This window comes from Bacillus sp. OTU530 (genome assembly GCF_038440375.1).
Map to the genome: position 1 here is coordinate 116,820 of NZ_JASATP010000008.1, position 12,251 is coordinate 129,070.

Sequence of the window (12,251 nt, forward strand, 5' to 3'; positions counted from 1 at the left end):
GTTATTTTCTAATTCTCTTTAAATAATGGGATTGCAAATCAGCTGTTGCTGTCCCGTATTTTTCAACTGTTTTTGTCTTTGGGCTTCTGTACTTATTCATTAATAGGCAGCTGCAACACGATCATCTTAGTTTCCGTCATATCCTCAATTGCATAACGAGGACCCTCGCGTCCAATTCCACTATTCTTCACACCGCCATATGGCCAGTGATCCAATCTGAAATTCGATGTTCCGTTAATCACTACCCCACCAACTTCCAGTGAATGGGCTACTTTATAAGCTAAATCCATTTGATTCGTAAAAAGTCCTGCCTGAAGTCCAAAGGAAGAGTCATTTGTTTCTTCGATTGCTTCTTCAATGCTTTCATAAGGAATGATACTAACGATTGGTCCAAACACTTCTTGGCAAACAACTTTACTATTTTTGGGTGGATTTAACAGAATAGTCGGCTCCACTGTCGCACCATGCTGTTTCCCGCCACAGATAAGTGTCGCACCTAAATTTACCGATTCGTGAATCCATTCCATAATCCGCTTTGCTGCGCTAGTGTCTACTAAGGTACCCACATCTGTATCCGGCAATAAAGGATCCCCGATTTTCAGCTTTAATACCTCTTCTTTTAAACGTTCCGTAAACGTCGGAACAACTGCTTGATGCACATAGATCCGTTGGACTGAAATACAACTTTGTCCTGAATTACTGAAGCCTGTTCTCGCACACATCGTGGCAGCTCGTTTTAAATCTGCATCTTCATGGACGATAGTAGCAGCGTTTCCACCTAATTCAAGAAGGACTTTTTTCATGCTGGCTAATTCGCATATATTTCTAGCGGCTACTACCCCACCAGTAAAGGAAATCACATTAATACGGTCATCTTTTACAATTTGCTGTCCGATTTCTACTCCGCCAAGAACCATATTGATAGCGCTTTCAGGAAGACCAGCCTCTAGCAATAACCTTAAAAGTTCAGTAGCAATCAGCGCTGTTTGCGGCGCCGGTTTTAAAATCACACTATTACCTGCTGCAAACGCTGGGCCAACTTTATGGCAAACAAGATTAAGCGGAGCATTAAACGGTGTAACGGCTGCTACAACACCAACTGGTACACGGAAAGTAGCAGCAATTGCTTTTGTTCCTCTTTCAGAGGCATCACCAGGTAACGTTTCCCCCATTAATCGTTTGGCTTCTTCTCCTGACAGCTCTAATGTTTCGATGGAACGTGACACTTCATCAAGCGTGTTTTTTAACGGTTTTCCTAGTTCAAGAGAAATAAGCTGAGCGAATCTCTCTTTCTCTTGTTCTAGTAACGCGGCTGCCCGTTTTAAAATCTTTGCTCTTTCATAAGACGGTATTTTAGCAATCTCTTTTTTGGCTGCATAAGCTGATGCCAAAGCGTTTTCGACATCGCTTGGTGTTGCCAACACTTGCTCACCAATTACTTCTCCTGAATATGGACTCCTCATAGAAATGATTTCACGTTCCTGAGAAATCCATTCTCCATTAACATAAGGTTGAGCCTTTTTAACTGTCATTTTTATCAATTCAATCACCTACTTTTTTAAATGTTGAAAGGAATGCTCTGAAATAGCGGGTCTCATTTAGAACTTAAGGATTGTACATTTGTTTATTAGATCGATCCACTCTAGCTTTTAGACAACGATTACCTCATGATTGGATCACTGAGCGGACGTAGGAGATCAAAAACAGTTTCATTCTCCTTAACTGTACTATTTCTATTAGATCGATCCAATACTAAACCTTAAAGAATTATTACCTCATGATTCGATCACTGAGCAGGCATAGGGGATCGAAAATAGTTACATTTTTATTGATTTTATGCACATTTACTAGATCGATCTAACACTGAACCTCAAACAACGATTACCTCATGATTCGATCACTAAGCAGGCATAGAGGATCAAAAATAGTTACATTCTTATCGACCCCATACATACTAGAAAATGTTTATAGTTCATACTCCAAATTTCCTTACAAACACATCGTTTTTAGCTTATCTCTTCCTCCACATCAGTTTATAATAACCCATTAGAGTTACCGCTTTCAGAGAATAGTATTTATTAGATCGATCTAATAATTTAATAAAATACTAATACTCCATGATTCAAGCGTGAGGAAGACTCCAGCTGATGTTTAGACTTTTTCATTTTTTGGCATTGATTCCGCTTACAAAATATTATATGCGACCCAATAAAGATATTTCAAGTCCTTACGAGGAAAAAAGAATATTTTATACGAATTGGATCGATACTGCCCGCAAAGAATTTCGGTCTTTTGGCCCAAGCTCTATTCCTCAATAAAATTGTAGATCCAAATAGTTTCTAACTATTTGAACTATGCGTATACTTAATACGTTTTCATCATCTTACAACAAATCCCAAGGATTCGCAATATTGTTTTTTTAATATTCCAAACTTTTTAAGGGTATGAGATTTCGGAGCTGCTCTTAAAATAATCTGATAATATTTCTTTTGATATTCTACCGTGTGTAGCTTTATGCTATTATTCAGTAAAATATAAAGTGCATATTAATAGGACAAATAGTTAAGTACTTTCTCAAAAAGGCCTTAGTCATTTGTCCTATCAAAGAAAACTCGCCGATTGGCGAGCCCTACTTATACTTTATTCCTAAAATTTCTCGCTACGTCAAATTGGCATCCACTATGTTAGAATTCTTTAATAGCATCCTACTTGCCAACAACCTGTTGAGAAGAATTTCGAACCGCCAGTTCAGGCTGTAGAATAACCCGCTGCTGTTCGTGGTCAGAATTTGCAATGCGTTCATGCAAGAGACCCGCTGCATGTTTTCCAATAAGTCGTGGAAATGAAGAGACAGTAGTTAGTGAGGGGGTAACTGTTTCTGCTTCTGGAACATTGTCGAATCCAACTATAGCCATGTCTTGACCCGGAATCAACCCAGCATTTCTCAATTCCTGCATAACGCCAAATGCTACCAAATCGCTAAAACAGAAGATAGCAGTCGGAGGATCTGGATGATTAAGAACCTGTTGCACTGCAGCCACTCCACCCTCTCGCGTAGGCGGGCCATCTACAACTAGGGATGAGTCAACCTCTAGTCCGGCTTGATGAAGGGCATCGTAATACCCTTGCGCACGCTCTTTCCAAGTAGACGACTCAGAGCGTCCACCTAAAAATGCAATTCTGCGATGTCCCTTCTGAATTAGATGACTTACAGCCATTTCTGCTCCAACCTTGTAGTCAACACTAACGTAATCACAATTTGCCCCTGGAAGTTCCCTAACTGCAAGCACTATTGGAATATCCAACTGATTGATTCGGTCGATGGTTTCTTTTGAAGTTTCCGAAACAGGACATAAGATTACTCCACCAACTCTATGTTCCAGCATCGTTGAGAGAAGATGATTTTGCTTCGTATCCGAATCAAAGGTAGTCCCTAAGAGAACTGTATAACCTTCCTCTTCCAATGTCTGATGAACACCTATTAGCAATTCGGAAAAGAATGTATTCGCTATATCTGTAATGATTAACCCTACAGTTGACGAACGCTGTGAACGCAGATTAGCGGCAACTCGATCGTAAACGTATCCTAATTCACGCATAGATTCTAAAACCTTTTTACGCGTAGCTTCAGAAATATGAGGACTATTACGAACAATAAGTGAAGCGGTCGCGCGAGATACACCGGCATGCTCTGCTACCTGTTGCAAGGTAACGCGTGATTGCTTTTTTCGTTTCATATTTAACTCACCTGCTAACTGCATATTTTGGCTATTAATAAATATTCTTGCATCTTTAAATGTTTTGATCTAGCTTCATCACATGAGTTAAAGATAGGGAGAAATTATCAAATGATATAAGAGTTTAAAAAAATCTACATATATTTATCTGCTCCTAGCTTGTTTCTAAGTAGTAGAAAACTTTTGCATCGAAGCAATCACCGAGTTCTAATCATTGTGCAGCTTCTAATCTCCTTCTATTCCCCATGATCTTATCATTTCAGCTCAGATCACCCATATAAAGAGCAAGACCTAACTGTAAGGAAGAAATGATTGAGCTCATTCTTTCTGTTTCTCTTTACATCATTATACACAAGGACGGAGTTAGGAAATAGAAACACTACAAAATTCAAGAAGAATCCTAACCATTTCTTTATAATTTCTGAATATTTTATAAGTATAGCATGTATATAAACATCATTTAATCTTTCAACATCTGAACTACGCCCATTCTTTGGAGCACCTTGTCTGAAAACGAGGCAAGATACTCTAAAAATGAAAGAACAGAAGCTTTCCAAGATTCATGTTTTCTTTTTTTTATGTTATTGCCTATAACAACAGAAGGGGATAGCTGTACTCTTTGAAACAAAAATAAAATCACCTTTTAGCAAAACTAAAAAGGTGATTGTTTATGTAATCTTATTATAAATTTACCAGTTTCTATCTAATGAATATTATGCTTTCTGAAATTACCACCCTTAACTTCTGCTACGTCATATACCGTAACAAAAGCACCTTCGTCAATTTCATTAATTATTTCTTTCATTTTGCTTTCTTCTAAGCGGTTAATAACACATGTGATTTCCCTAAATTTTTCATGGGAATAACCACCGTAAACTTCGTTATATGTCGCACTTCGACCTAAGCGATCACGTATGGTCTCTACCATTAATTTGGGTTGAGTTGTAATAATTTTAAAGGTTTTAGAGCCGCTTAAGCCTTCTTCAACGATGTGAATCACTTTAGAAGCAATAAAGTAAGCAATTGCCGAGAGAATTGCTCCTTGTAGACCGAATGCAGTTGAAACGACAATAAATACAAATGCGTTTAAGAAAAGAATGAAATCACTTGTCCCAAACGGTAATTTTCGAGAAAGCAGTACGGCTAGCATATCAATTCCATCTAATGCGCCGCCATTGCGCAATGCTAACCCCATCCCCAAACCGAGGATAATACCACCAACAACGGTAACTAATAAAGTATCCCCTTCAATAATTGCTGGAGTATGGTGCAGGAGGCTTGTACCAATCGCTAGTGAAGCTATTCCGATAATCGAATAAATCGCGAAATTTCTACCAATTTGTTGATAGCCTAACCAAATAAAAGGAATGTTTATAACCGCAATTAGAACCCCTAATGGTAATCCAAATAGCTCTGAACCAACGATACTAAGACCTGTTACACCACCATCAGATACGTTGTTTGGGATTAATACGGCCTCTAATCCATATGCTGCTATAAATCCTCCAATAATGACCATTAATCCTCGTAAGATCATTTTTAGTTTATTAGGTTTATTCTTTTTGACTGTACTCATTTAATTCCTCACCTTCAAATATGTTATCTTATTATAAGTTTATCATAAAACTTTTTCTTTCGTTATTCTGGTGATTGTATAAAGTCTCTCATTTCAAATGAAAATGGAAACGAGCAGTGGTGATATCGCAGCAAAAGATAACGAAGCTAAGATAATCGATTTATTTTCTAGCAGCGGTGATATTACTTCATACAATCAAGTTTTAGAAGATACTAAAATGGAGACATCTTCTGGTGATATCGATGTAAAAACTGAAGAAGTCAAAGGGAATGTATCATTGGAAGCTAGTAGCGGTGATATCGATGTAAAACTGACAAAAGCACCAGCTTCATTAATAGTTGATTACAAAGGTGGTTCAGGTGATGGCACAGCAAATATAGATGGAATGAACTTCTCTGAGAAATCAGAAGATCGAATTGTGGGTCAAACTAGAGACGGGAATTTTAAGTTAACAGCAAGAACAAGTTCAGGTGATTTTAAAATTAAAGACTGATCGTGTTCAAAAAGGAGTAACCTTAGGGTTTACTCCTTTTTTTCACTTTAAGAAAGTATAAAAGGATGTCCCAAAAGCTAGGCTTTTGGGACATCCTCGAAATAACCATTAGAATGTATCATTTACGCAACTCACATTGTGCTGATATCAATCACGAATCGATACTTCACATCTGAAGCTAATACGCGTTTGTAGGCTTCGTCAATTTGGTCGGCTGAAATGACTTCAATCTGAGGAACAATGTCATGTTTCGCACAGAACTCCAACATTTCCTGAGTTTCACGAATCCCGCCAATCATGGAACCTGCAAATGAACGGCGATGACCGATGAGAGAAAACACATTTACTGACAATGGCTCTGCGGGCGCACCAACGTTTACTAGAGTACCATCTAGAGTTAACAGTGAGAAATAAGCATTAATGTCGATTGTTGCACTTACCGTGTTAATAATTAAGTCAAAGGTTCCGGCAAGTTTCTTGAATGTTTCTGGATTGCTTGTGGCATAGTAGTTGTCTGCGCCGAATTGCAAGCCATCGTCTTTTTTGTTCAATGTTTGTGACAGAACAGTGACCTCGGCACCCATCGCATGTGCAATTTTGACAGCCATATGACCAAGACCGCCCATACCAACAACCGCTACTTTCTTTCCTGGACCAGCCCCCCAATGATGTAATGGCGAATATGTTGTAATACCTGCGCAAAGTAATGGTGCTGCGACATCAAGCTCAATGCCATCAGGAATTCTCACTACGAAGTCTTCAGTTACAACAATATGGGTAGAATAGCCACCTTGAGTAGGCTCACCGTATTTATCAACACCAGCGTAAGTTGGGACATTTCCTTTAAGACAGTATTGTTCTTCTCCTTTACGGCAGTTCTCACATTCGCCGCAGGAGTCAACCATACATCCAACCCCTACCCGGTCACCGACCTTGTACTTTGTGACCTCTGCTCCTACATCTGTGACAATTCCTGCAATCTCGTGTCCAGGTACGAGTGGATAGTTCACGGGACCCCATTCACCGTGAGCAGTATGGATATCAGAATGGCATATGCCTGCATATTTAATTTCAATTAGAACATCATGCGAATCAAGATCGCGTCGTTTAATTTCAGCTGCTCGAAATGCTTTGTCCGGACCGTCAACAGCTCGTGCTTTAGCAGTTATCATAAAAAGACCTCCGATAATTTATATTTTTCAAGGGAATGCGATTGTACCAGTGTAAATGAAAAGCCAGGTTAAAATTCCCCTTCCTTCATTTCCCTCAATCCTTTTTCCTCCTGCAAATCAATGTTAATCCTTATAGTTAACTCTAAGTCAAGCGATTAATTTATATTTCTTTTGAGATCCCTGCCCATACAGATTTCATTTCATCTATCAATATAGCCTACATTCTTTTTTTAGTAAGTACATCTCCGTTAAGCAGAGTCAATTTTTACTTTCCCTATAAGGTGACTTTGACATTCAGCAAATACCTTGATAAAATCCCCTTATATTATAGAGTTAACTCGAAGTCTATATCATTAAGAATAGGGGATAAATGATGAAGACATATTCTATCAGCGAAGTTGCAAAAGAATTGAATCTTACACCATATACCTTGCGTTACTATGACAAGGAGGGACTTATGCCTTTTGTAGAACGGACATCCAGCGGAACACGATTGTTTAAAGAATCCGATATCGGTGCTTTAAAAGTAATTGAATGTCTAAAAGCCACCGGGATGCCTATCAAGGAAATTAAAAAATTCATTGATTGGTGTTCTGATGGAGATTCCACATTGCAGCAAAGATATGACATGTTTATGGAACGAAAAGCTACTGTAGAAGCACAAATGGAAGAACTAAAAAAAACAATGGAAGTCATCGAGCATAAATGCTTATATTACCAGACTGCATTGGCTGCCGGAACGGAGGATATTCATAAAGAAAACTCGCCGATTGGCGAGCCACGCTCTTGGGCGAAGACAGAGGCGTAGTTGCACTTATACTGTATTCCTAAAATTTCCTCCTACGTCGAATCGACTTCTAGCTGGAAATTTATACTTTCCTACAGTGTAAAAAGAGTAAAATAGGAATTTCCATTACTAATTAACAGAAGGCCACCCATTTATTGAATAATGGAGCGCCACTGGATGTTATTCAGAACGAGAAAAGTGAAACCACTCGTATTTACGCCCAACTAAGCGGGAATATCAGATAGGACCTATACAGGAAATATTTTTAGACTATGGAAAGATGATGCTTCTTTAAGTATCGTCCCCGTTAGCGTAAGTACATATCTTTACAATTTAATCTGTATGCTATAATTTGAAGGGTAAAATAAAGATAGAGGTGACCATCCTTGGCAATACATGTTGTACTATATCAACCAGAAATTCCGGCTAATACTGCAAATATTGCACGTACTTGTGCCGCAACGGAAACAGCCTTGCATTTAATCCGACCACTTGGCTTTTCAACAGATGAAAAGATGATAAAACAAGCTGGTTTAGATTTCTGGCAACTTGTAAACATAACGTATTATGACTCATTAGATGACTTTTTTTCAAAAAATCAAGGTGAGTTTTACTATATTGAGACGTTTGGTGAAAAACCACATTCATCCTTTGATTTCAGTGATGTATCAAAGGAACATTATTTTATGTTTGGAAAAGAAACAACTGGTTTACCAACAGATTTACTAGAAAAAAATAAAGATCACTTTCTGAGAATACCAATGAATGATAACGCTCGATCACTGAACCTTTCGAATACAGCTGCTATATTGGTATATGAGGCTTTGCGCCAGCAAGGATTTCCCCATTTAAAATAAAAAAATCTTCCGTCTTGGAAGATTTTTTGCACTGTAAGAAAGTATAAATTTCTAGCTATATAAGTTGAATTTAATTCTTGCACCTTTTGAATTTAGTTGCTCAATCATCATTCAAATTGTCTTTGCAGGGCAATACATTCTGTATGAATCTGTGCTGCGATGGGGTTATGGGAAAATATTTAGCTCAACTTATATAGAAGCGAATTCGACGTAGTCGGAAATTTTAGGAATACAGTATAAGGGCAACTACGCCTCTGTCTTCGCCTAACGGCTCGCCAGTCGGCGAGTTTTCTTTATTTTTACGATTTGGTTACTGCACAACATACTTTAGTCTAAATGGTTACTTATGCTTCAATACCTGAGCAAGTTCATATAGGGACTGGTACTGTTTAATTTGATAGTTCCGCCCTTTCTTTTGCAAATACCTTTTATCGCAAAATTGTGTAAGTACATGCAATAAGTGCCGATAGGATACGCCTAAATAATCACAAACCGTTACGTGTTTCTCCTTATAGACCCCTTCATCTTCAGTTTCCAAAATAAAATCCGCAAGCCGGTTTTCAAGCGGGAAGGCAAGACTTTGAGAATACTTTGCAGCCATAAGTGTTGCCTTTACACTTAGAAACTTGGTTAATTCACGTAGAAATTTCGCATCTTCCAGTAATTGTGTGCGATAGTGATGAATAGGAAGCGCAAAACAAATAGTCTTAGTTGAGGCTTGAATCCCTTTTGTATAGTACACGTCATTTAATAATTCCATTTCCCCAATGTAGTCATTTGCGTTGATAAAATTAATTAAGGAAACTTTCCCATTTTGATGTGTCACATATATTTTTGCTTTTCCTTCCATAACATAAAATAGAAAATACGGTCTCATGCCTTCTTGAATAATCCATTCATCACGTTGATATTCGTGAACTTGTAAAAACTCTTCGATCGGAAATGAAAATAAATGTGCAATGGAGTATTCTTCCAGATAGCGTTGTCTTTTCCCATTTTTATAAATTTCCATAGATCACCTTTTAGATAAAATATGAGATATCTCATATTATTGTAAGTATCTCCGTGGTATTATACAACCAATGGAGGTAATAAAAATGAACACACAACGTTGGATGAGCAGTCGGTTTTTTAGTTTTTTTATAACTTGGGGCATTTTTCTACCATATTGGACCGGGTGGATGATTCATACAAAAGGGATTACCGTTTCACAAGCCAGTTTGATTATGAGCTTAGGATTGGTTGCTAGAGGTCTCTCTACTTTAGTCGCATTTCCTTATTTCGCGGAAAAATTCAGTAGTAAAACATTATTAAATGTAATGACCATTGGGACAATCATCAGCCTTTTGAGTTATATCCCGGCAACTTCCTTTACTGGCTTACTTTTGGCTACCTTGCTTTTACAGTTCTTTTATCCAGCATTAATGCCAGCTTTAGATAGTGCAGCCGGTACACTTGTGCAAAATAAACAATTAAGGGATTACGGCAAAAGCCGCTCATTTGGTTCAATCGGATTTGTTGTAGCTGGCATGATCTTAACTTTGTTTACAGGAGCAATGGGTGATAAAGTAATCTTATGGGCCCTGTTACTTGGGACACTGATATTCCTATTTCTAGGTTTTATGCATTCGCCCGTTGTTTTATCGGAAACACCGAAAATGGATCAAAATAAAAAACACGGAATGATGAGTTTATTCCGCATAAAACACTTTGGGTCAGTGCTTGTAATCGTGATTTTATTACAAGCAGCACACGCCTCTTATTACAGCTATGGCTATATCTTTTTACAGGAAATCCATGCACCAAAGTACTTGATTGGACTAATTCTTAACATTGCCGTAATCGCAGAGATCATTTTCTTTTCCATTGCCGACAAACACTTTCAGCGGTTTTCAGTTGGCTCCTTGTTGGCAATGGCGGCACTAGGTTCAACCATACGATGGTTACTAGTATTTTCTTTTCCGAATGTGATTGTATTCTGTATTGCACAAACCTTGCATGCATGCTCATTTGCAATGGGACATTATGCCTTTATGAAATATTTGATCAAAAATATTCCACCTGCGCAGATTCCGAAAGCACAAGGCATGTATTCAGCGCTTGCACTTAGCTGGAGCACTGCAATATTCACATTTTTTGGTGGCTATTTATACGAAATCGGACCAAGATATGCCTTTATCGGCATGATTGTTTGTACCATACCATCAATGGTGCTTGCGCTTGTATATCGAAAACTGGAACTTAAAAAGGAAGTTTTAATTTCTATTTAGACCTTTATCTAGAGCTTCAAAAGAAATGCCGGCAGCCATAATAGGCTTGCCGGCATAATGATTATTTTTATTTACACTGTAAGAAAGTATAAATTCCCAGCTGAAAGTTCATTCGACGTAGTGGGGAATTTTAGGAATACAGTATAAGGGCAACTACGCCTCTGTCTTCGCCCAAGGGCAGGGCTCGCCAATCGGCGAGTTTTCTTTATAATTGCTCACCATTTGTGGCGATAACATTTTTATACCAGAAGAAGGACTTTTTCTTCTTACGCTCTAATGTGCCGCTGTCATCATTATGCTTGTCTACATAAATGTATCCATAACGCTTAGACATTTCACCAGTAGATGCACTTACTAAGTCGATACAACCTCAAGAAGTATATCCCATTAGCTCGACACCATCTTCAATTGCTTCTCCCATCGCTTGATATGATCGCGAAGGTAATCAATGCGATAATCATCATTGATTGAACCATCTTCTTCTATTTTGTCGTATGCTCCCAAGCCGTTTTCAACAACAAACCATTGTTGCTTCTGCCCTTCCTTTTTTCGTACCGTTCTTAACTACTCACTATTCCTTCACATATTCTTAATTATTTTTCTGAAAATTTATAACATTTATAATATTTAGTATTTACAAATTTCGACCTATTGTGTATGATAGGAACAAGTAATACAGAGGAACCCAAACACACTAGAAAAGGAAGTGAGTCCAGTGCGATAGAGCAAGGCGAATGTACAATTCACGTACAGGGATACAACCAAACTCTATTAAAAAAGAGGGTGAGTCCAGTGCGATAGGGTCAGGCGAATGTACAATTCATGTACAGGGGATACAACCAAACTCTATTTAAAAGAGGGTGAGTCCGCTGCGATAGGGAAAGGCGAAATGTGCAGAGATGTACATGGGGGATTACTAGAATCCATTCAAGGAAAGGTGATTCCAATGAAGTAAGTAAGGCGAAGGTTTAATTACATAAGCCGGGTAGAAACCTAGACATGAGTTTTGAAAAAATCTCGAGTCAAGAGGTGATTATCCTACAATCAAGAAATATTGAAAGGACTTCGAAAAAAAATGAATGAAGAAATAGTGTAAGCGACCTTGTCGTTCCAGTATGGATAGACGAGGTCGCTTACTGTTGTTTTAGATGATTCTTCAATTTAATTGACATAAGAGTCGAAAGATAAATCGCAACAATGGTTCCTCACCTGCCAAATACATTTTATGAAAATCTCCCCCTATCCCTTTAGTTCAAGAAAACTCGCTGATTGGCGAGCACTGCTCCCCTAGCGAAGACAGAGGCGTAGCCCTACTTATACTCTCGCCAGGTCGAATTGTCTTCCAGCTAGAAATTTATA

Annotated in this window: 9 protein-coding genes and 2 pseudogenes; 5 read left to right on the plus strand and 6 right to left on the minus strand. The window is 38.2% G+C overall.

Annotation, left to right across the window (positions count from 1 at the left end; translation table 11 throughout):
- Positions 1–92 precede the first annotated feature (92 nt).
- The 3 genes from AAHB12_RS08485 to AAHB12_RS08495 all read right to left on the minus strand — a co-directional run bounded on the left by AAHB12_RS08485 (position 93) and on the right by AAHB12_RS08495 (position 5,313).
- A complete protein-coding gene (locus AAHB12_RS08485) occupies positions 93–1,532 on the minus strand; it encodes an aldehyde dehydrogenase family protein (RefSeq protein WP_342045032.1) in 1,440 nt (479 codons plus the stop codon).
- Between the two features lie 1,173 nt (positions 1,533–2,705).
- Positions 2,706–3,737, minus strand: a complete 1,032-nt coding sequence (locus AAHB12_RS08490) for a LacI family DNA-binding transcriptional regulator (RefSeq protein ID WP_342044951.1) — start codon at positions 3,735–3,737, stop codon at positions 2,706–2,708.
- Positions 3,738–4,440: 703 nt separating this feature from the next.
- The gene (locus AAHB12_RS08495) at positions 4,441–5,313 is read right to left on the minus strand and encodes a YitT family protein (protein WP_129727379.1); all 873 of its coding nucleotides are present in this window, start codon (positions 5,311–5,313) and stop codon (positions 4,441–4,443) included.
- Positions 5,314–5,410: 97 nt separating this feature from the next.
- On the opposite strand from AAHB12_RS08495, the gene AAHB12_RS08500 reads away from it, so the two are divergent.
- Positions 5,411–5,806 (plus strand): DUF4097 family beta strand repeat-containing protein, encoded by a 396-nt coding sequence (locus AAHB12_RS08500; RefSeq protein ID WP_342044952.1) that lies wholly within the window; start codon positions 5,411–5,413, stop codon positions 5,804–5,806.
- Positions 5,807–5,937: 131 nt separating this feature from the next.
- Here AAHB12_RS08500 and AAHB12_RS08505 read toward each other — a convergent pair whose 3' ends face one another.
- On the minus strand, positions 5,938–6,978 hold the full coding sequence (locus AAHB12_RS08505) for an NAD(P)-dependent alcohol dehydrogenase (RefSeq protein ID WP_129727381.1): 1,041 nt from the start codon (positions 6,976–6,978) through the stop codon (positions 5,938–5,940).
- Between the two features lie 373 nt (positions 6,979–7,351).
- Between AAHB12_RS08505 and AAHB12_RS08510 the strand changes: the two genes are divergently transcribed.
- The 3 genes and pseudogenes from AAHB12_RS08510 to trmL all read left to right on the plus strand — a co-directional run bounded on the left by AAHB12_RS08510 (position 7,352) and on the right by trmL (position 8,622).
- Positions 7,352–7,786, plus strand: coding sequence for a MerR family transcriptional regulator (locus tag AAHB12_RS08510; protein WP_129727382.1), 435 nt, complete (start codon positions 7,352–7,354; stop codon positions 7,784–7,786).
- A gap of 122 nt (positions 7,787–7,908) precedes the next feature.
- Positions 7,909–8,010 (plus strand): annotated as a pseudogene (locus AAHB12_RS08515) (integrase); the annotation flags it as partial.
- Positions 8,011–8,151: 141 nt separating this feature from the next.
- Positions 8,152–8,622 carry a tRNA (uridine(34)/cytosine(34)/5-carboxymethylaminomethyluridine(34)-2'-O)-methyltransferase TrmL gene (trmL, locus tag AAHB12_RS08520; protein WP_129727383.1) on the plus strand — a complete coding sequence of 157 codons (471 nt, stop codon included), beginning with the start codon at positions 8,152–8,154 and terminating at the stop codon, positions 8,620–8,622.
- A gap of 340 nt (positions 8,623–8,962) precedes the next feature.
- On the opposite strand, the gene yeiL is transcribed toward trmL, so the two are convergent.
- Positions 8,963–9,634, minus strand: coding sequence for a transcriptional regulator YeiL (gene yeiL, locus AAHB12_RS08525; RefSeq protein WP_129727384.1), 672 nt, complete (start codon positions 9,632–9,634; stop codon positions 8,963–8,965).
- Between the two features lie 85 nt (positions 9,635–9,719).
- Here yeiL and AAHB12_RS08530 point away from each other — a divergent pair, with 85 nt between their 5' ends.
- Positions 9,720–10,892 carry an MFS transporter gene (locus tag AAHB12_RS08530; protein WP_129727385.1) on the plus strand — a complete coding sequence of 391 codons (1,173 nt, stop codon included), beginning with the start codon at positions 9,720–9,722 and terminating at the stop codon, positions 10,890–10,892.
- 205 nt (positions 10,893–11,097) lie between these two features.
- Here AAHB12_RS08530 and AAHB12_RS08535 read toward each other — a convergent pair.
- Positions 11,098–11,414, minus strand: a pseudogene (locus tag AAHB12_RS08535) (family 1 glycosylhydrolase); the annotation flags it as partial.
- Positions 11,415–12,251: the final 837 nt, after the last annotated feature.

Excerpts from the sequence above, each read along its gene's own strand:
- AAHB12_RS08485 (WP_342045032.1), bottom strand. The coding sequence starts at position 1,532 with ATGACAGTTAAAAAGGCTCAACCTTATGTTAATGGAGAATGGATTTCT.
- AAHB12_RS08490 (WP_342044951.1), bottom strand. The coding sequence starts at position 3,737 with ATGAAACGAAAAAAGCAATCACGCGTTACCTTGCAACAGGTAGCAGAG.
- AAHB12_RS08495 (WP_129727379.1), bottom strand. The coding sequence starts at position 5,313 with ATGAGTACAGTCAAAAAGAATAAACCTAATAAACTAAAAATGATCTTA.
- AAHB12_RS08500 (WP_342044952.1), top strand. The coding sequence starts at position 5,411 with ATGAAAATGGAAACGAGCAGTGGTGATATCGCAGCAAAAGATAACGAA.
- AAHB12_RS08505 (WP_129727381.1), bottom strand. The coding sequence starts at position 6,978 with ATGATAACTGCTAAAGCACGAGCTGTTGACGGTCCGGACAAAGCATTT.
- AAHB12_RS08510 (WP_129727382.1), top strand. The coding sequence starts at position 7,352 with ATGAAGACATATTCTATCAGCGAAGTTGCAAAAGAATTGAATCTTACA.
- yeiL (WP_129727384.1), bottom strand. The coding sequence starts at position 9,634 with ATGGAAATTTATAAAAATGGGAAAAGACAACGCTATCTGGAAGAATAC.
- AAHB12_RS08530 (WP_129727385.1), top strand. The coding sequence starts at position 9,720 with ATGAACACACAACGTTGGATGAGCAGTCGGTTTTTTAGTTTTTTTATA.